General features: G+C 47.3%; 21 protein-coding genes. 12 read left to right on the plus strand and 9 right to left on the minus strand.

Annotated elements, in window-relative coordinates:
* Window positions 1-132: 132 nt before the first annotated feature.
* Together ACY2RR_RS11830 and ACY2RR_RS11835 are read left to right on the plus strand one after the other, a co-directional pair.
* Window positions 133-930 (plus strand): GNAT family N-acetyltransferase, encoded by a 798-nt coding sequence (locus tag ACY2RR_RS11830; protein WP_490108350.1) that lies wholly within the window; start codon window positions 133-135, stop codon window positions 928-930.
* Between the two features lie 62 nt (window positions 931-992).
* Window positions 993-1,286 carry a hypothetical protein gene (locus ACY2RR_RS11835; RefSeq protein WP_490108351.1) on the plus strand — a complete coding sequence of 98 codons (294 nt, stop codon included), beginning with the start codon at window positions 993-995 and terminating at the stop codon, window positions 1,284-1,286.
* 11 nt (window positions 1,287-1,297) lie between these two features.
* Here ACY2RR_RS11835 and ACY2RR_RS11840 read toward each other — a convergent pair whose 3' ends face one another.
* From ACY2RR_RS11840 to ACY2RR_RS11850, 3 genes are read right to left on the minus strand one after another with little or no spacing between them, the layout of a single operon-like run.
* A complete protein-coding gene (locus tag ACY2RR_RS11840; protein ID WP_490108352.1) occupies window positions 1,298-2,134 on the minus strand; it encodes a ThuA domain-containing protein in 837 nt (278 codons plus the stop codon).
* Between the two features lie 12 nt (window positions 2,135-2,146).
* Window positions 2,147-3,844: a GMC family oxidoreductase gene (locus tag ACY2RR_RS11845; protein ID WP_490108353.1), complete on the minus strand. Its 1,698-nt coding sequence runs from the start codon at window positions 3,842-3,844 to the stop codon at window positions 2,147-2,149.
* 9 nt (window positions 3,845-3,853) lie between these two features.
* Entirely contained in the window at window positions 3,854-4,474 is a 621-nt protein-coding gene (locus ACY2RR_RS11850; RefSeq protein ID WP_490108354.1) for a gluconate 2-dehydrogenase subunit 3 family protein, read from the minus strand.
* A gap of 195 nt (window positions 4,475-4,669) precedes the next feature.
* On the opposite strand from ACY2RR_RS11850, the gene ACY2RR_RS11855 reads away from it, so the two are divergent.
* The 9 genes from ACY2RR_RS11855 (at window position 4,670) to ACY2RR_RS11895 (ending at window position 12,562) form a co-directional block, all read left to right on the plus strand.
* Window positions 4,670-5,518: a MazG nucleotide pyrophosphohydrolase domain-containing protein gene (locus ACY2RR_RS11855; RefSeq protein WP_490108355.1), complete on the plus strand. Its 849-nt coding sequence runs from the start codon at window positions 4,670-4,672 to the stop codon at window positions 5,516-5,518.
* A 39-nt stretch (window positions 5,519-5,557) separates the two neighbouring features.
* Window positions 5,558-6,226 (plus strand): HAD hydrolase-like protein, encoded by a 669-nt coding sequence (locus ACY2RR_RS11860; protein WP_490108356.1) that lies wholly within the window; start codon window positions 5,558-5,560, stop codon window positions 6,224-6,226.
* A 17-nt stretch (window positions 6,227-6,243) separates the two neighbouring features.
* Window positions 6,244-7,149, plus strand: a complete 906-nt coding sequence (locus ACY2RR_RS11865; protein ID WP_490108357.1) for a putative 2-dehydropantoate 2-reductase — start codon at window positions 6,244-6,246, stop codon at window positions 7,147-7,149.
* Window positions 7,150-7,255: 106 nt separating this feature from the next.
* Window positions 7,256-7,642 (plus strand): hypothetical protein, encoded by a 387-nt coding sequence (locus tag ACY2RR_RS11870; RefSeq protein ID WP_490108358.1) that lies wholly within the window; start codon window positions 7,256-7,258, stop codon window positions 7,640-7,642.
* A 37-nt stretch (window positions 7,643-7,679) separates the two neighbouring features.
* Window positions 7,680-8,381 (plus strand): ZrgA family zinc uptake protein, encoded by a 702-nt coding sequence (locus ACY2RR_RS11875; RefSeq protein ID WP_490108359.1) that lies wholly within the window; start codon window positions 7,680-7,682, stop codon window positions 8,379-8,381.
* Between the two features lies 1 nt (window position 8,382).
* Window positions 8,383-9,129 carry an ABC transporter ATP-binding protein gene (locus ACY2RR_RS11880; RefSeq protein WP_490108360.1) on the plus strand — a complete coding sequence of 249 codons (747 nt, stop codon included), beginning with the start codon at window positions 8,383-8,385 and terminating at the stop codon, window positions 9,127-9,129.
* The gene (locus ACY2RR_RS11885) at window positions 9,129-10,391 is read left to right on the plus strand and encodes an ABC transporter permease (RefSeq protein WP_490108361.1); all 1,263 of its coding nucleotides are present in this window, start codon (window positions 9,129-9,131) and stop codon (window positions 10,389-10,391) included. Before ACY2RR_RS11880 ends, ACY2RR_RS11885 begins: the two co-directional genes overlap by 1 nt.
* Before the next feature lie 30 nt (window positions 10,392-10,421).
* A complete protein-coding gene (locus tag ACY2RR_RS11890; RefSeq protein ID WP_490108362.1) occupies window positions 10,422-10,940 on the plus strand; it encodes a DUF3299 domain-containing protein in 519 nt (172 codons plus the stop codon).
* A 59-nt stretch (window positions 10,941-10,999) separates the two neighbouring features.
* A complete protein-coding gene (locus ACY2RR_RS11895) occupies window positions 11,000-12,562 on the plus strand; it encodes a sodium:solute symporter family transporter (protein WP_490108363.1) in 1,563 nt (520 codons plus the stop codon).
* Here ACY2RR_RS11895 and ACY2RR_RS11900 read toward each other — a convergent pair.
* From ACY2RR_RS11900 to ACY2RR_RS11925, 6 genes are all read right to left on the minus strand, one after another.
* Window positions 12,552-13,184 (minus strand): SGNH/GDSL hydrolase family protein, encoded by a 633-nt coding sequence (locus tag ACY2RR_RS11900; RefSeq protein WP_490108364.1) that lies wholly within the window; start codon window positions 13,182-13,184, stop codon window positions 12,552-12,554. The genes ACY2RR_RS11895 and ACY2RR_RS11900 overlap by 11 nt on opposite strands.
* Before the next feature lie 60 nt (window positions 13,185-13,244).
* Complete coding sequence (locus tag ACY2RR_RS11905; protein ID WP_490108365.1) at window positions 13,245-14,672, minus strand: mannose-1-phosphate guanylyltransferase/mannose-6-phosphate isomerase; 1,428 nt, start codon at window positions 14,670-14,672, stop codon at window positions 13,245-13,247.
* Window positions 14,673-14,845: 173 nt separating this feature from the next.
* Complete coding sequence (locus ACY2RR_RS11910; protein ID WP_490108366.1) at window positions 14,846-15,808, minus strand: ABC transporter permease; 963 nt, start codon at window positions 15,806-15,808, stop codon at window positions 14,846-14,848.
* On the minus strand, window positions 15,805-16,785 hold the full coding sequence (locus ACY2RR_RS11915) for an ABC transporter permease (protein WP_490108367.1): 981 nt from the start codon (window positions 16,783-16,785) through the stop codon (window positions 15,805-15,807). The genes ACY2RR_RS11910 and ACY2RR_RS11915 overlap by 4 nt, the downstream gene beginning before the upstream one ends.
* 103 nt (window positions 16,786-16,888) lie before the next feature.
* Complete coding sequence (locus ACY2RR_RS11920) at window positions 16,889-18,451, minus strand: ABC transporter substrate-binding protein (protein WP_490108368.1); 1,563 nt, start codon at window positions 18,449-18,451, stop codon at window positions 16,889-16,891.
* A gap of 69 nt (window positions 18,452-18,520) precedes the next feature.
* The gene (locus ACY2RR_RS11925; RefSeq protein WP_490108369.1) at window positions 18,521-20,260 is read right to left on the minus strand and encodes an ABC transporter ATP-binding protein; all 1,740 of its coding nucleotides are present in this window, start codon (window positions 20,258-20,260) and stop codon (window positions 18,521-18,523) included.
* A 304-nt stretch (window positions 20,261-20,564) separates the two neighbouring features.
* On the opposite strand from ACY2RR_RS11925, the gene ACY2RR_RS11930 reads away from it, so the two are divergent.
* On the plus strand, window positions 20,565-21,251 hold the full coding sequence (locus ACY2RR_RS11930) for a hypothetical protein (RefSeq protein ID WP_490108370.1): 687 nt from the start codon (window positions 20,565-20,567) through the stop codon (window positions 21,249-21,251).
* Window positions 21,252-21,276 lie beyond the last annotated feature (25 nt).

The following is a 21,276-nucleotide window of genomic DNA, read 5'->3' on the forward strand; positions in this document are numbered from 1 at the left end:
ATCCAATTTGCAGCGATGAAAAGAGCCCTCATCGCTGCACTTTCTCCGCCCTCTGCCCATCTCTTTTATTCTTGATTACATTATCCTTTGCGAACCTTGCCAGGCCGCTACTGTCCACTACTGGTTTGTTTAATGAACACAAAAGCTATCATCGATCTTTACAACTTTTATGAGCGAAAGGAGTACAGCCAATACAATGCCCACTGTGTATTAAGTGACAGTGCAACCCGGATAATTCCGGAAAGCGGTGAGGGAGCTTTTATCAGTTACTTCAACTTTACAGATAAGTCGGGCGTTGAAGTTGACCGGTGTATTCAGCGGGAGGTTTCCTTCTTCCAAGATAGAGCCCTGCCCTTTGAATGGAAAGTTTACGATACCGATAGGCCTGCAGATATTGGCTCACATTTGTTGAAACATGGCTTTCAGGAAGATGACACAGAAGCCTTTATGGTGTGTGAGCTCGATAGATTGAAGCTCCCTAACCACCAGTCTCCAGCCAAAATTACCAAAGTAACTGACAAACAGGGTATTAGTGATGCTTTGTCTATTAAACAGGAGGTCTGGCAAGAGGACTTCACCGCTTTCGGGCAAGAGCTTCTAAAGAGCATCAAAAATGCGCCTGAAACACTGTCTGTTTATGTGGCCTACATCGATAACAAGCCTGACAGCACTGCCCGAATAACTTTTACTCCAGAAAGTCCTTTTGCCGGGCTATGGAGCGGCTGCACACTTCCTGAATATCGGGGGCAAGGTATTTACCAACAACTGGTAACCGCCCGGGCAGAAGAGGCACGCCAGCGTGGGCGAAAATACCTAACCATTGATGCCTTACCTACAAGCCAGCCGATTGTTTCCAAACTAGGTTTTGAGTGGATTACCAATACTCGTGGTTATCATTGGAAAAACCCAAATAAGGCACTGGTTTCATAAGGGATAGCAAGCAATAATAAAGACGATTTATAAAAGACAATAATAACAAAGAGTATTCAGGCATGACTGGTCAGGTATCTTTAAGGCTTCCACTTGCTGTTGCCATCCTTACAACCAGCTATGTGTACTTTCTGTTGCCCGCCACCAGCCGTTTCTTTTTCGAGCTTTATCATGCTGTAGAAATCGAGTTTATTTACTGGCTCTACTCCGGCTTCAAGGTCGCCTCTGTTTACTTGCCTCGCTGGGAATATTACGAACTGGCCGTTATTGCCAGTGGATGTTTTGTTGGGGGAATAGTTATTCTGTGGCGTTTACCGCGACGCTCTCGCCTTGAGAGTGCCGCAGAAAGAACTTAGAAATATTGAATTTACTGCTGAAGCAACCATAGGGAAGCAGAGCCGAGTAATGCTCTATAGTCTTTATCCTGGTAAGCCTCAGCCCTGTGCCCCAAAGCTGAGTAAAAGACCGTACCCTTTCCAATCTTATGGTGCCACACCAAAGGGTGATCTCTGCCCATTCTCAACTTTTCAGGCACCTGATACTCCGTCTCATCAACAGTTATCAGAATGTCCGCACCATTGCCACGAGGACTTTTCTCAAAGCTGTACCACTCTTCATACCAGGGTTTGGTTTTGGGCATATGTGCTGTGGCCGGGTGTATCTGGTCTTCGGTAATCAATGTGGCATCACGAAACTGGGGAAACATTGGGTGACCGGTAAACTGTGCACCAATCAAGTTATCGGGAATCCACTGCCACTCATATTTTTCATTACCGCCAGTGCCATGAAGCCCAAGAAACTTACCGCCCTGCTCCATATATGATTGAAGCGCACTTCGCTGATCCTGAGTTAATACGCCACCGGTGACGTTATTCCAGATAATCAAATCAAAACGATTTAACTGCTCCGGATTATGAACTGCGGCATTTTCGGTAATGTAGAGATCCCAGCCATTACTTTGGGCAAACTCATTAAATAACTTTTCAGCCGCAGGAATCGCGTCAAGATGACGGTAGCTATTGGTCTTGGAAAACATCAGCACCTGAACATCCTGTTCAAAAGCAGGCAGTGTTGGTGCTTCCACTTCATACACCGGAGTTTTGAACAGTTCGTACTTCCATAGCTGATAAGTAACAAACAGAGCTGCAGCCAGAAGCAGCAGGCCCAGAACAAGCAAGAGTTTATAGGCAATTATTTTTATCATTTTCTTAACTCTTTAAATAGCGTCCTTACGCAACTCTTTGACCGCATAATCACAGGCTCTGGCAGTCAGTGCCATATAAGTCAGTGATGGGTTTACGCAGGATGATGACGCCATACAGGCTCCATCGGTAACAAAAAGGTTGGGGATATCATGAGACTGATTCCAGCCATTCAACACAGACGTTTTCGGATCACGGCCCATACGGGCTGTGCCCATCTCATGAATACTGCTACCTGGCGTACTCACATTGGCATTGGTTTCCATATATACGGCACCCGCGGCACGATAAATACGATCAGCTGACCGTTGAATATCTTCCGCCATGTTCTGTTCATTTTCACCAAAGGTCATATCCATACGCAGTTGGGGAATTCCAAACCGGTCAGGGCGGCTCTCATCCACCACCGCACGGTTGTTATAGCTTGGAAGGTTCTCGCCAAAAGCACCTAATACCCAGACCCAGTATGGAGCAGGCTTTCGCAGCGTTTCTTTCAGGTCTGCGCCAAAACCTTTCTGGTTAAAGTGAAAACGCCAATCTGGCCGAACAACATCTGTCTGGATGCCGTATCCTCTCAGAAAACCTTCACCCTTTTCATTGTTCAGATTTTTAAAACGGGGAATATAAGCACCTGTTGGGCGAAAGCCGAGATAATATTTATCGATATCATCCGCAAACACGCCAAAGTGCTGAACCTTGATATGGTCCATCAGGTAATGCCCCAGCACACCACTGGAGTTAGCCATACCATTAGGAAAGTGTTCAGACTTCGAGTTCAGCAAGATCTGGGTACTGGCCAAGGTTGAAGCACACAGGAAAACCAGTTTGGAACGATAAGTGATTGGCTCTTTCGTTTCCGCATCTATCACTTTCACGCCAGAAACTCGATTAGCTTTGGCGTCATACTCCAAACGTTCAACCACACTGTTCGGGCGTAAAGTTAAACGTCCCGTAGCCTGCGCCGCTGGTAAAGTTGAACTTTGGGAACTGAAATAACTGCCAGTGGAACACCCCCGTGGACAAGGGCCGCAATAGTGGCAGGCAGCCCTGTGACCAAGATTCTCTGTAAGAATGGCAGTGCGCCCCATAGTCAGGGTCAGCTCTGGCATTTTGTCTTTTAACCGGGCCTTTATAGTTTTTTCCAGAGCGTACATTTCCATGGGTGGCTGGAACTCACCATCAGGCAATTCGGCCAGACCTTCTTTCTGACCGCTGATACCGACAAATCTTTCAACGTAGCTGTACCAGTCTTTAATATCGCTATAACGAATAGGCCAGTCGGTGCCGTGACCATCCTGAGCATTGGCTTCAAAGTCCAGATTACTCCAGCGGTATGTCTGCCGGCCCCAGATGGTAGAACGCCCGCCTACGCCATTGGCACGGGTCCAGCGGTAAGGTTTGTCACCATCTTCAACGTAAGGATTATTCCGATCATTATTAAAGAAATGCTTGGTAGTGGCATCAAAGGCATAACATTGGCTTTGGATCGAGTAATCCCGTTGGTTACTATCCCGATCGGCTTTGTTGGCAAATGGCACCTGCCAGGGTGGTGTGTGCTCACCAATATAATCAAGACCGTGTTTTTTATCGGGGCCACGCTCCAGTACCAGAACACTCAAACCTTTCTCAGTGAGTTCTTTGGCTGCCCAGCCTCCGGTAATTCCGGAACCCACAACAATGGCATCATACGTACGGCTTTCATCAGCAATCATGGCAAGCTCCTACATCACACGAATTGTTGACCAGGTGCTGTCGCCTTCATCCAGCGCGTATTCACCATCAAACGACATTGGCATGGGGTTATGCCGCAAAACTTCTTTTGCTCCCACTTCCGATGAGTAAAAGCCAAAGATGGTCAGCTCTTTGATCTGGCAGATAAATGGTGCACCTTCCACAAAATCCCTTTGCACATTACCAAAGCTGTACCACGGAGAATCACTGGCTTCTTTTTCCAGAGTTTCAAGAACAGAAATGCGCTGCTCTACCGTCAGTTCTATGAAACTCTTTTGATATTCCTGCTGACTTAAACGAGTAACCTGCTCCAGCCCTTGCAGAAACACCTCCCGCTCCTGTTCAGTCAGCCACTGCGCAACCATGTGTTCGATAAAAACAGGAACACCCGCATCAATCGCACCGGGAGTTTCTGTACGGGGAATAATTGATTCGGTAATTTGAGCAACAAGTGCCCGTTGACTGGCAGAGAAAAAAGACTGTGGCTGTTCGGTAATGGATGGCCCCAGAGCAAGATGGGCATTTTGATCCAGCCCCAGCCGGGCAATCACAGAGGTGGCAAACCCGGAAACAGCCATAGCCGTTGAGGCCAGAAACCAGCGTCTGTTCATGATTACCTCTTTTTATTATTGGTTTTGATTTCGTTTATAAAGGAACCGGTTGAGAAGGTCTAACGGTGCCATCGAAAACGTCATACGCAATAACAGTTTCAACCAAAGATACCTGCATAAATTGTCATAGTTTCATTCATCCCGTTCTTCTGTATCCTCAGCGCAGCAGAGACAAGCCCTGGATAATTACAAGCCATGAATCCTGAACACTTGCTTCAACTTTTTCACACAGTAAAAGCCAAGAACCAGATTGATCAGACCAGCGACTGGTCAAACGGAAGTGAAACCTACTTCAGGGAGATAAAAACTGAGCTGGATGAAGTGGCTGAAGAACTGGACAGTGATCGCCAGTGTTATCTGGAAGAAGAGCTTGGTGACGTATTCTGGGATTATCTGAACCTGCTGCTGAGCCTTGAGAAGGAGGATAAGATTTCTGTTCACAAAGTCTTTGAGAGAGCCTCAAAAAAATATGATGAACGGATCAGTGGTATACAGAATGGCATATGTTGGAGCGATATCAAAGATGTTCAAAAAGCCCGTCTGGCCTGCGAGCATCAGCTGTATCTGGCTAAAAAAGCGATGCCGGAACAACCGTTTATTTATCTGAAGAATTTTCTGGAAACTCAGCCGACTGAAGAACGGCTCAGGTACAGCAGCTTCAGTGCAGATTACTTTTGCGCTGATCAGGTGAATGCAGATATCTGTGCAAACCTGATAGTCAAAGGTGAAAAGACCGCCACCTGCAGTATGAAGTACTGGTATGAGCATAAGGGGGAACCCTACCCAGAAAGAAATCACCTGCAGGTAGTCACTGAGTGGGAAGGAAACCCAGTTGCAATTATTAAGACAACTTCTGTGAAGGAGTGCCGGTTCGATGAAGTCAGCGAAGAGTTTGCCTGCGCTGAAGGGGAAGGAGATAAATCACTGGACTGGTGGCGCAAGGCACACTGGGAATTCTTTTCCCTTGAGTGTGAGGAATTAAATATTAAGCCATCGAAAGATATGATGCTGGTACTGGAAACGTTCCAGGTTGTTTATCGGTAACCAAACGCCAAACAGAACCTAATGCAAAGGGAGCTTGTGATGATAATTCAATTGCTTTTCGATCTGGACGGAACCCTCAGCGATCCACTTGAAGGAATTGCCAGATCAATTAACCATGCTCTGGAACATTTCGGCCACCAGCCCAAACCAGAAGCACAACTGGGCAAATATATTGGCCCACCTTTGTATGAATCCTTTACCGAGCTGGCAGCAACAGATGATGAAGAAACCCTGAAAAAATATATCGCCATTTATGGCGAGCGCTACCGCGCTAAAGGTTATACAGAAAACAAAGTGTACACAGATGTTCCCAAGATTCTGGAATCTCTGCATAACAACGGCATCACCATGGGCATCTGTACAACCAAAAATGCTGACTCTGCTGATCGTATTTTGAAAATGTTTGGCCTACGCCATTATTTCAAAACCATTAGCGGTGGTGGCCACAACATTCAAAAGTCGCAGCAAATTAAACAACTGATGGCTGAAGGGGTGATTGATTCGGGCACCATTATGATTGGTGACCGCTCTATGGACATGATTGCCGCCAACAAAAACAATATCCGCTCTGCGTTTGTGCGCTGGGGTTACGGATCACAGGCTGAGATTGATGAGCACAATCCAACATTTATTATTGATACACCAGATGAACTTCTGAACTTGCCGATTCAGTCAAGAAGTGTCAGCCTTCACGCTAATGAAGAGTAATAAATAACAGGATAACTATGACAGTTGCAGTACTGGGTGGCGGAGCTGTTGGCGGGTTGTATGGTGGCATGCTGGCTCAGGTGGGAGAGCGGATCTGTTGGCTGTTGAACAGTGACAGGGAACATGTTCAGAACAACGGTTTGAAAGTTGACTCTGTATTTGGTGACTTTCATTTATCCAATCCCGAAGTTTACGCCAGTGCAGAACAACTCCCGGTTTGTGATCTGCTGCTGGTTGGGCTGAAAACAACTCATATACCTGTACTGTTTGAAACTCTGGAAAAGATTGCTCACCCAGAGCTGACTGTTTTAATTTTGCAGAACGGCCTTGGTCTGGAGCAACAGGTTGCCGAACGGTTCCCCGAGATAAATATTCTCGGTGGGCTGTGTTTTGTTTGCAGTAACAAGGTTGGCCCCGGGCATATTTCTCACCTGGATTATGGTGCTATACGCCTTGGCGCTTTTCGACCAGAAGATCAGCCGGCATTTGAGCTTTGGGCAAACAAGCTGGAAAAGGCAGGTATACCCATCCAGATATCCGATAACCTGACCCGCGCCCGCTGGGAAAAGCTTGTCTGGAATATGCCGTATAACGGCCTCTCTGTAGTACTGAATCAGTCAACTGGCCCGATTATGGCCCACCCTTCCAGTCGTGCCCTGATTAAAGACCTGATGCTGGAAGTGATAGCTTCCGCACAAAGTGAAGGCATCAGCCTTGATTCTTCTCTGGCTGACAATATGCTGGACAATACCGATAAAATGAAAGATTACCTGCCCAGCATGCTTTTGGATTACCGTGCCCAAAAACCTCTGGAGCTGGAGTATATCTACAGAAATCCTTTAAGGGTTGCACGACAGGCTGGAATAAAAACACCCAAACTGGATATGTTGCTTCAACAGCTGGAAGCAGAAACTGAGATATAACCCACTTTCATCAAAATGAAACCTGTTATATTGTAACGTCCACTCTGGTGAAACTTCAGTTGTTACTGCAAATTTCCACAGGGCCGGAAAAGATAAAGCAGGTTTCATGGTTTCCAGTATTTTTCATACAACAAACAGCTTGCAACAGCGCCCCGCGAAGGTTTGGCTGTTTCTGGCTGTATATATACTGGTTGCCCTCTACTCAGTCAGCCATAGCCATCACGGCTACGAGCATCCAAAACAAAGTTTTGTACCCTCTGCTGTTGAGCTTTATCAATCGTTGAGCCTGGAAGATCATGCCGAACATTGGCATTCCGACCAGCATCACAGCTCCAGCTGTAAACTGTTTACTCAAGCACCTCCTGTTGTTTATGGTGTTGATACAAAAATTGTATTTCAACCTCCCCAACAGATTGAGACGGAACGTCCACCACACTCTTTAAAAACGCCAACCAACAGGGTAACCCGTGCCCCTCCAGCTAAGGCCGTTTGATTCATCACAACGACCTTAAAATTATCTGGAGTGAAACATGGGACATTCCCCAAAAATCGGCCGTATTGCCACCGCGTTGACCTGTGCTGTATTTTCCATGGGAACATGGGCCGCCAATGAAACCCGCCATGCCGGCGCTCACCAGCACGGTGAAGGTGAACTCAACTTTGCCATTGAAGGCGATCAGGTTTATCTGGAGCTGAAAGCTCCGGGCTTTGATGTTCTTGGCTTTGAAAAAATCACCACAGAAGAACAGCACAAAAAACTGGAAGCTGCACACAAGCAGCTCAAGTCTGCTGAATTATGGGCTTTTACTCCTGAAGCCTCGTGCAAGCTGGTAGAAGCCACGATCCCGGGTGCCGAAAGCGATCATGGTGAACACCATGCTGAGAAGCACAATGATCACGATGAACACCATGCTGAGAAGCACAATGATCACGATGAACATCACGCTGCAAAGCACGACGATCATGATGAGCATCATGCAGAAAAGCATGACGACCACGATGAACATCATGCCAAGAATCATGATGACCACGATGAGCATCATGAAGATACCCATATGGATATTGAAGCCACCTACGTGTACCAGTGCGCCAATATCAATAAACTGCGCAGCTTGGGCACAACCTTCTTCACCACCTTCCCTAACAGTGAAGAGCTGAAGATTCAGGGAATTGCTCCCAGAGGTCAGGTATTCAGCCATCTGACCCACGAAAAGCCCGAGGTGCGTTTCTAAAATGCTTAGCTCTCACTCACCGGTTATCAACCTGAAGGATATTCAGTTCAGCTGGAAGCCCGGTACGCCTGTACTTGATATTCAGGAGCTGACTGTTCGCCAGAGAGAGAAGGTTTTTATCCGCGGTCCATCTGGTTCCGGTAAAACCACATTGCTCGGCCTTCTTGGCGGGGTGCTAACCCCTGAGCGAGGGCAGGTTTCCGTGTTGGGGTCAGATCTTGTTGATCTGTCTCCGGCGGAACGGGATCACTTCAGGGCAGAACATATTGGTTTTATCTTCCAGATGTTTAACCTGATCCCTTATCTTTCCGTGGTTGAGAATGTCACTCTGCCCCTGGGGTTTGCAAACACCAGAAAAGAAAATGTTCTGCAAACAGGCATTGAAGAAAAGCAGGAAGCGATTCGACTGCTGAACCACCTTGGTCTCACTGACCCGACTCTTATAGAACGCAATGTGACCGAGCTGAGTATTGGCCAACAACAGCGAGTTGCGGCAGCACGCGCTCTGATCGGCCAGCCGGATATTATTATTGCCGATGAACCAACGTCCGCACTGGATACAGATGCTAGGGAAGCATTTATCAAATTATTGTTTGAAGAGTGTGAAGCGGCAGGCAGCACGCTGGTTTTCGTAAGCCATGACCCAACCCTGGAATCACTGTTTGATCGCTCCATTCCCCTGCATACGATTAACCGGATGAGTCAGCACAACCTTGCTGAATCTGTGCAAGAGAAGGAGACTGCCTGATGTCGGTAATGACACTTGCGCTGAAAAGCCTGAAAAACCGTCGGATGACGGCCTTGCTGACCATTTTCTCCATAGCCGTCAGTGTGGCACTGCTGTTAGGTGTGGAGAAAATTCGGGTTGAAGCCAAAAACAGTTTTACCAGTACAGTGTCTGGCACTGATCTGGTGGTTGGTGCCCGCAGCAGTTCCCTGAACCTCCTGCTTTATTCTGTTTTCCATATTGGTAATGCCACCAACAATATTACCTGGGAAACTTACCAGGAGTTATCATCTGACCCTGCTGTGGCCTGGACTGTACCCATCGCTCTTGGCGATTCCCACAGAGGTTACCGGGTTGTTGGCACATCGGACGCAATGTTCCAGCACTTCCGCTACGGCAATAAACAGTCACTGTCTTTTGTAGAAGGGAAGCCATTTAACAGCCTTTATGATGCTGTTCTCGGTTCAGCTGTTGCACAAGAACTGGGGTATAAAACCGGACAGGATGTTGTACTGAGTCATGGTGTCGAAAGCCGTAGCCTGCAGAATCATGATGACAAACCATTCCGCGTGTCTGGCATTCTGGCTCCAACCGGAACACCTATGGACAGGGCGATAATGATTTCCCTGGCAGGTATTGAAGCTCTGCATATTGATTGGGTAAACGGCGCGCCTCCCATTGCCGCGTTCTCGGTTTCGGCAGACAGAGCAGAAGCCATGGATCTTCAACCAACCAGCGTAACTGCTTATTTTGTTGGGTTGAAATCCCGTATCGCCGCATTCCGCTATCAGCGCAAAGTGAATGAGTTCCCACAGGAAGCCCTCACCGCCATTCTTCCCGGTGTTGCTTTAGGTGAACTCTGGCAGCTGGTTGGTTCTGCAGAGAAAGCGCTGCTGGCTGTTTCGGTGATGGTTGTTATTGCGGGTTTGATGGGCATGCTGACCACAATTCTTACGTCCCTGAATGAAAGGCGACGGGAAATGGCTATTCTGCGTTCCGTGGGTGCCCGCCCCTGGCATATCTTTGCCCTGATGATCACTGAGTCCCTGATTTATGCCCTGGCAGGAACTGCTTTGGGTTTTGCATTGATGTATGGTCTGCTTTTCTCGGTACAACCAATACTTCAAAGCAACCTGGGTTTACATCTGGATATAACTTTGCCCGGACAGTTTGAAGCAATTCTTGCGGGATTGATTGTTATCAGCGCGACCGTTCTGGGTGCAATTCCAGCATGGAGGGCTTATAGGAATTCACTGGCAGACGGTTTAACCGTACGTCTGTAAAGAAGAACAATAACGAATAGAGGAAAGTTTATGTTTCAACGATTTACCACCTTTTTCACAGCTCTGCTGATAGCGGGGCTAGCCACTTTGGCACAGGCAGAAGACGCTGCTAAAAAAACAGCCTTTGAAGAAATCAGCTGGGAAGCTCTGATGCCTCCTGTCGATGAAGCAGTTGTTAAAAAGTATGAAGCTGGTGAAATGGATCGGGAAGATGTGATGGATTACATGGAAACACTGGGTAATACCCCGGTGAAGACCCTTGATAAATCCCAGGTTAAGATTCCCGGCTTCCTTGTTCCTCTGAATATGGACAAGAATCAGGTTGCCACTGAACTGCTGCTGGTACCTACACTGGGAGCTTGCGTGCATACACCGCCACCACCGCCCAACCAGACCATTTATGTGCGTTATGACAAAGGCATCAAGGTCACGGAAGCCGGTTATACACCCTACTGGATTGAAGGCACCATCAAGGTAGAAAAAAACACGTCTCAGTATACCGATACCCTTTATGGCCTGAATGTTTCCAGCATTGTTGAGTATGAGTAAACCAGCAACATCTGACGCATAATCTATAGTTGCCGCAGTTTAACGACTGCGGCTTTTTTATGTCTTCACTGGATTGGGCAATCATCTCCGTGTATTTAGGCTTGATGATTGTTGTCAGTATTATTCTGGGTAAAAAACACCACTCTCAGGAAGATTACTTTTTAAGTGGCCGCAGTCTTCCTTGGTGGGCAGTTGGCGCATCCACAATGGCCACCCAGTCCTCAGCCATCAGTTTTATTTCTATCCCTGCGTTTGTGGCTCTCAATGAAGGCGGGGCTCTGACACTATTGCGTATGGAACCTGCAGTGCCGCTGGCACTTATTATTGTGGCCGGGTTGCTCGTCCCCCTGTTTCGAAAACTCTCATTAATCAGTATTTATGAATACCTTGAGCTTCGCTTTAACCGGTCTGTGAGGAAGCTTGTCAGTGCCTTGTTTCTGTTAAGTCGGGGTTTAGCGGCCGGCATCAGCACTTATGCTACAGCCATTGTTCTTTCTGCCTGCCTGCAACTGCCTATCTGGCAAATGATTCTTTTGATTGGCATTGTCACGGTCCTTTATGACGTGATTGGCGGGATGACTGCTGTTGTTTACTCCGATGTGATTCAAATGGTGATTCTTGTGGCGGGGCTAGCTCTCTGTCTGGCTTACACCATGCCTGATGGCGGGTTCGCTGAAATCAATCATTTTCTTTCAGCAGAAAGCCAGGCGGCTCTGAATCCAAGCTCCATGAGCCAGGTTCCACTCTGGGCGTTTATTGTCTGCAGCCTGTTTCTCTACCTTTCCTACTACGGCGTTGATCAAAGCCAGGCTCAAAGGCAACTTTCTGCCAAGGATAACAACCATGCAAAAAAGTCTTTGTATTTTAATGCCCTTGGGCGACTCCCCCTGCATATGCTGTATATATTCCTAGGAGTCACCTTGGGAATTTTTCTCCAGAAAGAACCCCAACTTCAAACGGCCATTAATGAAAGTAGCGACGGGCTTGTTCCGCTCTATATCATTCACTATCTGCCAGAAGGTGTGAGAGCATTTATTGTTGCTGCTATCTTAGCTGCGGCTATGTCCAGCCTTGATTCCACCATTAACTCCCTTTCAGCAGTGACAATTGAAGACTTTCTCCCCCGCAAAAACCAACTCAGCTCTCAACAAGTGTTGTGGGCTGGTCGTCTGACCACTGCACTCTGGGGCGGATTAATTATTCTTCTGGCTCTGACCACAAGGTATTTTGCAGATACTGTGATTGAAGCAATTAATAAAGCAGGCTCAATTTTCTATGGTCCAATACTGGCAGCATTTATTGCTGGCATTTTGTTCAAAAGGGTTTCTGCGAAAGGAATTTTAGTAGGAATTCTGGCAGGAATAGCGCTGAATATAGGCCTGTGGTGTAGTGGAACTGTTCACTGGGTGCTCTGGAACCTGACCGGGTTTGCTGCAGCCACAGGTGTTGCTCTTTGCCTGTTTACCCAGCGAACACAGAACACTAGTGACCATTTCATTCAAGACAACGAGACATTAGCCATTGAGTCCAATAACCGTTTAAGTTACCTGACTCTGACTCTGTTCGCGCTACTTCTGACAGCAACTCTCTGGGTTCTGGAGTCGCAAATTATTAAGGTGTAAGAACCTTCAATACTTCGGAAACCAGTGCTTCCCCCAGCAAGCGATTACCCTCTTCATCCAGATGAACACCATCTGCACAACTGGGAATACACACTTTTCCGGCATCAAAGAAACTGACTCCCAAGCTCTTGGCTGTCTGGCGGAAATAATGAGAAAACTTCTCAGAACGTACAGGATGACCATGACATATTTCTGCCAACTCTGCCGACAGGGTGCCCATTAATGGCGGTGCCAGTAACAGGATGCGAGGAGCAGAATTATCTAATCCGCATTCGCTGGTTAAAGCCTTTTTAATTAAAACCTCTGCGCCACGAGCCGCATCGCTAGCGGTCAGCTCTGGAAAGTGAAGCACATCATTTGTGCCCAACATAAGAAGCAGTAGATCAACAGGCTTGTGGGTTTCCAGAATCGGCAGAAGTAACTCAGAACCTTTCAGCCCTTCCCGCCAGGCATCCTGATGGACGGTATAGCGCCCTGTCAGCCCCTCCGGTATAACCTGATAGTCTTCGCCCAGCTGATACTGCAGAATTGAAGTCCAGCGGTTTTCATAGTTATGCCGGTTACCAGTCAGAGGATTAAAACCCCAGGTTATGGAATCGCCGTAACACAGAACTGTTTTCATCGTGCCTCCCATGCTTTAGTAGAAGCATAGGAGAAGACAATCAGTTTCTCCCTATGAAAGTTACGAGCGTCCATAGGTATCATCTAAACGAACAATGTCGTCTTCACCGAGGTAACCGCCACTTTGCACTTCAATCAGGTGGAGCGGAAGTTTACCGGGGTTTTCCAAACGGTGAACTTCACCTACAGGAATAAACGTGGATTCATTTTCTGCTACAAGAAAGATCTTTTCTCCACAAGTTACTTTGGCAGTGCCAGAAACCACAACCCAATGTTCTGCACGGTGGTAATGTTTTTGTTTAGAGAGCCTCGCTCCAGGATTAACAGTAATTCGCTTCACCCGAAAACGTTCACCAATATCCACCGTGTCATAACATCCCCAAGGGCGAAAAGCTTTTCGGTGATTTTGTGCTTCAGGACGGTTTTGCCTGTGAAGATTGTCCACCAGTGTTTTCACATCTTGAGAACGGTGTTTATCTGCCACCAAAATAGCGTCATCGGTTTCGACAACAACGAGATTGTCCAAACCAATACAGGCCAGCAGTTTTTTCTCCGCCCGTAATAAACAGTTGCGTGAGCCCAGAGCAAATACATCACCAGACACAACATTGTTGTGCTGATCTTTTGGAAGCACATCAGCCAATCCTGACCATGAACCAATATCAGACCAGCCAGCACCCATAGGAACCATAACGGCCTTATCGGTTTTTTCCATCACCGCACAGTCTACAGATTCTGCTGAACAATCCAGAAACTGAACCTTGTCGACACGGGTGAAATCAAGATCAGGTTTTTGCACTGCCATAGCCTGTTCACAGGCTTTATAGATATCGGGCCGGTACGTTTTCAATTCGTTCAGATAAACAGAAGTCTGAAACAAAAACATGCCGGAATTCCAAAAATACTCACCGCTGCTGAGATAAGCTTCTGCTGTTGCCTTATCAGGTTTTTCCACAAACTCGGCAACATCCATTAAGGATTCATGAGAAGAAGGTGAGCGTCCCCGAATATAACCATATCCGGTTTCAGCACGATCTGGAGTAATACCAAAGGTCACCAATTTTCCTGCTTCAGCGGCAGAAACTGCAGTATTTACAGACTGATGAAATGCCTCGTTATCCAGAATTACATGATCAGCAGCCAGTACCAACAGAAGTGAATCATCACCCTCTGCTAGAGTTTGAAATGCTGCAAGAGCAACGGCCGGAGCCGTATTTCGCCCTTCAGGTTCAAGCACAATGGAAGTTGCCGAACAACTTAGCTGCCGAAGCTGTTCCGCGACCAGAAAACGATGCTCTTCGTTAGCAATAACTATGGGAGGCTGTAGGTTTTCTAAACCTTCCAGACGCTGGATAGTGTTTTGAAAAAGCGTGTACTCGTTTACCAAAGGCTGGAACTGTTTCGGACACATCGCCCGAGACTGAGGCCAAAGGCGAGAACCAGAGCCTCCGGAGAGAATAACAGGAAGAATCATAGAGTCACAGGCCACAGCTTTTTCCTTAAAGCCGCAATGCGATTTCGCATAAAAGGATGCTCAAAGAGTAACGTCTCTCTGAAAATAACCAATTTCAAAGATTTTAGCGAATACAGTCAGGGACTTTTCTTTAATTCAGAAACAAATAAGCCACCAGAAAGGTGGCTTATTTGTTTTCAGGGTTTTGATTACCCTTTATAAAGCTTCGGATTCATAACATCCCGTAACCAGTCTCCCAGCAGGTTCATAACCAGAACCAGCACAACCAGCACAATCCCGGGAATTACAGTAATCCACCAGCTGCCAGAGAAGATATATTCAAATCCGCTGGAAATCAGTGCCCCCAGTGAAGGCTGTGATACCGGCATTCCCAGTCCAAGGAATGAAAGAGCGGCCTCACTGATAATTGCGTTCGCAATCTGAACTGTGGAAATAACCAGAATCGGCGACAGGCAGTTCGGCAAAATATGGCGGAACATAATCCGGCCACTGCCAAAGCCCATCACTCGAGCAGCTTCCACATACTCTTTCTTTTTCTCGGCCAGCACAGATGCACGAATTGTCCGGGCATATTGCGGCCACTCTGCAATACCTATCACAAGTATCAGCATCAACATGGCTAACTGGCTATAGAGTTCAGAACCAAAGGAGGCCTGAAAGACTGCCAGTACAATAATGGCAACCATCATGGTGGAGAAGGACAGCTGTATATCTGCAACCCGCATCAGGAAGCTGTCAATCCGCCCACCAAAATAGCCGGAGCTCAGGCCAATAACAATTCCCAGAAACATCTGCAGCATCACAGCACAGATACCGATAGTCAGAGATGTTTTCATACCATAAAGAATAGTACTGAAGAGATCACGACCCTGGTCGTCTGTACCCAGCAAGAAACGCTCTTCGCCCTCTTCCGCCCATGAAGGGGGAAGCTCAGAGTCCATGATATCGATAGCGGCCAGATCATAAGGATTTGTTGGTGCAATGACGGGCGCCAGCAGTGCAGAGCCAGCCATAAGCAGCAAAACCACAAAGGAGACTATGGCAACCTTATCCCGCTTGAAGTTGTACCAGAGGTTCGATTGCAGGAACCTCTCAAACCGGCCAGGTACTGCCACTTCATTAACGGCTGAGGTAGAGGTATCAAAACTCATTTATCACCTCCAGCCAGACGCACAGTTGGGTTAATCAGTCCATAAATCAAATCAACAAGGGTATTTACAATAACGAAAATCGCCCCCACAACAATCAGGTAAGCCACAATCAGCGGTGTATCTACCCGGTTTACAGCTTCTAGGAACAGGAAGCCCATTCCCGGCCACTGGAACACAGTCTCGGTAAGAATGGTGTAGGCCACCATGGTACCGATCTGTACACCACCAACGGTAACAACTGGCAGCATGGTATTTTTCAACGCATGGAGAAAATAGATACGAGCCTTCTTCAATCCTTTCGCCTTGGCAAACTTCACATATTCGGTATGTAAAGCTTCAACCATTTCCGAGCGAATCAGACGAATAAACAACGGCAGCATAATACTGGCCAAAGACACACAGGGCAGAATCAAATGCAACAGACCGTCCTTGCTTAAATAGCCGGACTCCCAAACTCCCCATACAGGCACCAGTTCGCCACGCCCATAAGACGGCAGCCATCCCAGCTCAATAGAAAACAGATAAATACAGAAGATAGCAGTTAAGAAAACAGGAACAGAGATACCAAGAATACTGAATCCAAGAATCACCCTCGTGAGAAAACTGTTAGGGCGGATAGCTGCATAAACACCTGCAGGAATAGAGACAAGAATAATCAGCAGGGTTGCACCAAAAGTCAGCTCAAGAGTGGCTGGCAATTTAGCCAGAATAACTTCAAGGGCAGGCTCCTTAAAGAAATAAGATTGCCCCAGGTCACCCTGTACGGCATTACTTAAAAAACGGCCGTATTGGGTCAGGAAAGGATCGTTCAGACCCAGTTCATCCCGAAGCTGCTGTCTTTCAGCTTCAGACACAGATTGACCAACCATCTCTCGCAGCGGATCACCCAGGTTATCCTGAATTGAAAAGCTGATCAGGCTGATCACAAACATAACAATCAGCGCCTGCATAAGACGCCGGGCTAGAAATGCAAGCATGAATTACTTCGCTTATTCTCGTTATCTGTTATTCGCTTATCACTCCCTGCCGCCTTTCAATCAAAGACGACAGGGAACAATCACGAATCACGCTTTAGTGCGATTACTCTTTAACGACCAGATCACCCAGGTATGGGAAATCCATTACGTTAACAACTTTGCTGACACCCGCCTTGGAGCTTGCGCCCCAGGCCAGGTTCTGCCAGTGCAGAGGGATAAAGGCCGCTTCGTTGTAAAGGGTCTGTTCTACTTCCTGCAACATGGCAGCACGCTTAACTGGATCAGTCTCACTACCAGCAGCTTTGACCAGCTTGTCAACTTCAGGGTTGCAGTAGTTACCAGAGTTATACTGTCCCCAGCCGCTCTCTTCATCTGGGCAGGCTGCCAGATACTCGGTGAAGTTAGCGGAGTCTTCAGTATCCGCATGCCAGCCAATCATCATCATATCGGCAGAACGCTTATCAAACTCAGGCCAGTACTGGGCTTTTGGCATAGTTTTCAGATCAACCTTGATATTGATCTTGGCCAGCATACTGGCTACTGCCTGTGCGATTTTTTCATCATTCACGTAACGGTTGTTAGGCGCCGCCATAGTGATGCTGAAACCATCTTCGTAACCAGCTTCCTTCATCAGCTGCTTAGCTTTTTTCAGGTCGTAACGTGGCTTCAGGTCTTCAGAATAACCGGCGTAACCCTTGGGACCCTGCTGGCCAGCAGCAGTCGCGAAGCCCCTCATAACCTTCTTAACAATACCTTCATTGTTAATGGCATAGGCGATAGCCTGACGCACACGGGCATCCTTAAAGGCTTCCACACGGTTCTGGTTCATCTGGAAAGTAATTACACGGGTACCAGGCATCGTGACCAGATCAGTGCCTGATGTTTTCTCCAGGCGTTTGTGGTCAGTTGGAGGTACTGGTGCGATGTAATCAACATCACCAGACAACAAAGCAGCAACACGGGTAGGTGCTTCTTTGATAGGAGTCAGAACGATCTCGTCAACATTACCTGGAGATTTCTTATCCCAGTAATTGTCGAAGCGATCAAACACCACTTTTACGCCCTGTTGACGTTCAGTCACCTGGTAAGGACCAGTACCGGAGTGGTTACGGGAAGCAAAGGTATCCGCATGCTTCTTCAGCAGATCTTTAGCCTGGCCCTTGTCATCCTGGCCAGTGTAAAAAGCGCTGTCCATTGGGAAGATGTAGGTCGCAGAGTTAAGTACCAGCGGGAACGGGCGCTTGGTCACCAGATCAACAGTGTACTCATCAACAACCTTCATACCTTCGAAAGGCTCGAACACACCCTTAAAATCTGGGCTGGTCAGCAGACGGTCAAATGTCCACTTCACATCTTTAGCGGTCAACTCATTGCCAGAATGGAACTTCACACCCTTGCGCAAATGAAAACGCACAGTCAGATCATCTACTCGCTCCCATTTTTCTGCGAGGCGACCTTCAAACTGAAGATCCTGAGTCCAACGAACCAGAGGATCGAATACCATGTGCGACATCTGCAGAGTACCACCAGACAGCTGCTCATGAGGATCCAGAGAAACAGGATCTGCATCCAGAGCCATCTTGAGCGTAGCTGCCTGAGCGCCGGTGACCATGGCACCCGCCAGCACCATGCCAGCGAACAGTTTCGACAATTTCATTTTTCTCATTATGTCTTCCCCCAAAGGAGTTTCTGCTTTTTTGTGTTGTGTTTTTTCTATAGTTTTTCTTACTGCAGGTTACACAGCTACCGGCTGATGAAACTCTTCCAGATCAAGTCCTTCACGAGACAGATTATCCAGATGAGGCATTACATCAATCAGGTTTTGAGTGTAAGGGTCTTGCGGGCTGGCAAACAGAGATTCAGTGTCGTTGATCTCAACAATGCCCCCGCGCTTCATGACAGCAATCCGATCACACATCTGACGAATAACTGGCAGGTCATGACTGATAAACAACATGGTGAGACCCAGTTCATCCTGCAGATCTTTTAATAGATTCAAGATCTGTGCCTGCACAGACACATCCAGCGCCGATGTCGGTTCATCACAAATCAAGAAACGAGGACGGGTGGCCAGAGCGCGGGCGATAGAAATGCGCTGACGCTGGCCACCAGAGAACTCATGGGGGAAGCGCTTACCAGCTGCAGCACCCAGCCCCACATGATCAAGAAGATCGTTCACAATCTGGCGGGTTTTCATCTCTGACTCCGCCAAGTTATGGAATTGAATAGGTTCGGCAATAATGTCGGACACTGTCATTCGGGCATTCAGGCTGGAGTAAGGGTTCTGGAAAACCATCTGAATCTGTCGACGTAATGGACGACGCTGCTTCTCAGACAGTGCACCTAAATCCTGGCCAGCAAAAACAACACGACCATTATCAGGTCTGTAAAGGCTGGCAATCACCCGCGCCGTAGTCGATTTACCGGAACCGGACTCCCCTACCAAGCCAAAAGTTTCTCCGTCTTTAACAGTAAAGGAAACATTATCAATAGCCTGAACATACTGACGGTTCTTCTCCAGAAACGCAGATTTAGTGACAAACCGCAGATCCAGGTTCTCAACCTTGAGCAACTCTCCATTTTTGACAGAGCCAAAGCTTTCTTTAATACCCAGCCAATGGTTCTTGACGTCAATCGGTTTGCTTTGTGCTTTTTCGATGTATTCCACTCTGGGGAAACGGTGCACCTTAACATCAGCCCGTGGCACAGCACTGATCAAACTGCGGGTATAGGCATGTTGTGGACGTTCAAGCACATCCATAGTTGGGCCACACTCCATCAGTTCACCATGATAGAGAACCGCAACCCGGTCTGTGGTGTTGGCAATAACACCCATATCGTGGGTAATCAGAATGCAGCCCACATCCCTTTCTTTACACAACTTGCGAATCAGCTCCAACACCTGGTTCTGAACGGAAACATCCAGAGCTGTTGTAGGCTCATCAGCAATAATCAGTTCAGGCTCACCAGCAAGAGCAATAGCAATAACAACCCGCTGCCGCATACCGCCAGAAAACTGGTGCGGATACTGTTCCAGGCGCAGCTCAGGTTCAGGAATACCCACGGCATCAAGCAACTCAATAGAGCGAGCACGGGCAGTTTCCTTATCCGCTCCCAAAGTAGCCTGCACAGTTTCCATCAACTGTGTGCCGATGGTTAGCAGTGGGTTCAGAGATGTCATCGGATCCTGGAAAATAAACCCGATACGGCGGCCACGCACTTTGCGCATGGCTTCACCACTGAGGTTACGAATGGAGTCACCAGCCAGATTAATTGTTCCACCAGCTACACGGCCAGGAGCACTGAGCAGATCAACAATACCGTTGCCGATTGTAGATTTACCGGCACCAGATTCTCCTACCAGGCCCAGGATTTCCCCTTTCTCAACCTGGAAAGACACTCCCTTAACGGATACAGCAACCCCGTGGCGGGATGGAAACTCAATTGTCAGGTCATCGACACAGAGCAGTGACATGCTCTTCCCCTCTCAATAAAAGCAAGCTCTAACAACTGTTTTGTGTGACTGAGATCGATTGAAACAATGAAGAATTTCGATCGTTTTTTGTACAGTTTTATACAGCAGAGCTAATTCAATAAAAAACGACCAAGAAGTTCTATTTTCTAATTTACGGCCGTTTCATGTTTGTATTTATTCAGAAAAATAGTGATTGCAGTCTTTTCATCTAAATACTGATCTTTTCCGACTATATCAGAAGAAAAAGCTGCTTCGGAAGTCTACCTTTCGTCTTCTATATCAATTACTTACAAAACGCAAAGACATGAAAACATTCATATCCACAGTGTTACTGGCATTCTTCCATTTCTTTGCGCCTACGACAAATTGTTCTGAATCAATCCCCGATTACAGCCCCGGAGGTATTCTCTGGAAATCAGAAAAAGAGGAGTCGTTTTCTCCCTTTTGCCTTGTCTATTCAGTTAAAACAGAAGAAAGAGTTCCAGTGCCAGGTATTAAAATTGGTACCCTGCCTGATACCTGCTGGATATGGTCTGATACTAAGGCCTCTTTTACAAAAGTAGAAGACAGTTTCCGAGTACCCGTTTTACTCCTTCCTGCCAATGTCATGAGTCTGTCATGGGTTAAAAACACTAAACCATCTGAGAATATGCAGTTTTTTTCACTACCAGAAAAAAATGATCAATTGGACAGCAAACCGGTATTTTGCAGCCCCTACAAAGGGAAAAAGGCTCAGCCAGGGATTATCAGCGAAGAAACCGGGGAATGTATCGTGCCATCGGGGGATGACGTGATCCGCTTTATTCCTGGCCAGTATTACATAGCAGCACTCACCCTTAATAAGGGATACAGCACCAGGGCGTTGCTTTTGGCTGGTACAGCGGGAGCTGTTGGAGGTGGAGTCATTGCGGGAACAGTAGCAGGCGCAGGAGTTGCTCTTTACTGTCTCATCACTTTTGTACGAATTGTGCTTGAGGCTTTCAGGCGTTAATGCTCTGCCTGACTAATAAACTGAA

The sequence above is a fragment of the Parendozoicomonas sp. 2304DJ65-17 genome (genome assembly GCF_058148445.1).

Coding starts and splice junctions, on each gene's coding strand:
- ACY2RR_RS11900 (WP_490108364.1), bottom strand. CDS start 13,184: ATGAAAACAGTTCTGTGTTACGGCGATTCCATAACCTGGGGTTTTAAT.
- ACY2RR_RS11840 (WP_490108352.1), bottom strand. CDS start 2,134: ATGATAAAAATAATTGCCTATAAACTCTTGCTTGTTCTGGGCCTGCTG.
- ACY2RR_RS11885 (WP_490108361.1), top strand. CDS start 9,129: ATGTCGGTAATGACACTTGCGCTGAAAAGCCTGAAAAACCGTCGGATG.
- ACY2RR_RS11925 (WP_490108369.1), bottom strand. CDS start 20,260: ATGTCACTGCTCTGTGTCGATGACCTGACAATTGAGTTTCCATCCCGC.
- ACY2RR_RS11870 (WP_490108358.1), top strand. CDS start 7,256: ATGGTTTCCAGTATTTTTCATACAACAAACAGCTTGCAACAGCGCCCC.
- ACY2RR_RS11920 (WP_490108368.1), bottom strand. CDS start 18,451: ATGAGAAAAATGAAATTGTCGAAACTGTTCGCTGGCATGGTGCTGGCG.
- ACY2RR_RS11865 (WP_490108357.1), top strand. CDS start 6,244: ATGACAGTTGCAGTACTGGGTGGCGGAGCTGTTGGCGGGTTGTATGGT.
- ACY2RR_RS11845 (WP_490108353.1), bottom strand. CDS start 3,844: ATGATTGCTGATGAAAGCCGTACGTATGATGCCATTGTTGTGGGTTCC.
- ACY2RR_RS11910 (WP_490108366.1), bottom strand. CDS start 15,808: ATGAGTTTTGATACCTCTACCTCAGCCGTTAATGAAGTGGCAGTACCT.
- ACY2RR_RS11830 (WP_490108350.1), top strand. CDS start 133: ATGAACACAAAAGCTATCATCGATCTTTACAACTTTTATGAGCGAAAG.
- ACY2RR_RS11915 (WP_490108367.1), bottom strand. CDS start 16,785: ATGCTTGCATTTCTAGCCCGGCGTCTTATGCAGGCGCTGATTGTTATG.
- ACY2RR_RS11860 (WP_490108356.1), top strand. CDS start 5,558: ATGATAATTCAATTGCTTTTCGATCTGGACGGAACCCTCAGCGATCCA.
- ACY2RR_RS11930 (WP_490108370.1), top strand. CDS start 20,565: ATGAAAACATTCATATCCACAGTGTTACTGGCATTCTTCCATTTCTTT.
- ACY2RR_RS11880 (WP_490108360.1), top strand. CDS start 8,383: ATGCTTAGCTCTCACTCACCGGTTATCAACCTGAAGGATATTCAGTTC.
- ACY2RR_RS11895 (WP_490108363.1), top strand. CDS start 11,000: ATGTCTTCACTGGATTGGGCAATCATCTCCGTGTATTTAGGCTTGATG.
- ACY2RR_RS11835 (WP_490108351.1), top strand. CDS start 993: ATGACTGGTCAGGTATCTTTAAGGCTTCCACTTGCTGTTGCCATCCTT.
- ACY2RR_RS11890 (WP_490108362.1), top strand. CDS start 10,422: ATGTTTCAACGATTTACCACCTTTTTCACAGCTCTGCTGATAGCGGGG.
- ACY2RR_RS11875 (WP_490108359.1), top strand. CDS start 7,680: ATGGGACATTCCCCAAAAATCGGCCGTATTGCCACCGCGTTGACCTGT.
- ACY2RR_RS11850 (WP_490108354.1), bottom strand. CDS start 4,474: ATGAACAGACGCTGGTTTCTGGCCTCAACGGCTATGGCTGTTTCCGGG.
- ACY2RR_RS11855 (WP_490108355.1), top strand. CDS start 4,670: ATGAATCCTGAACACTTGCTTCAACTTTTTCACACAGTAAAAGCCAAG.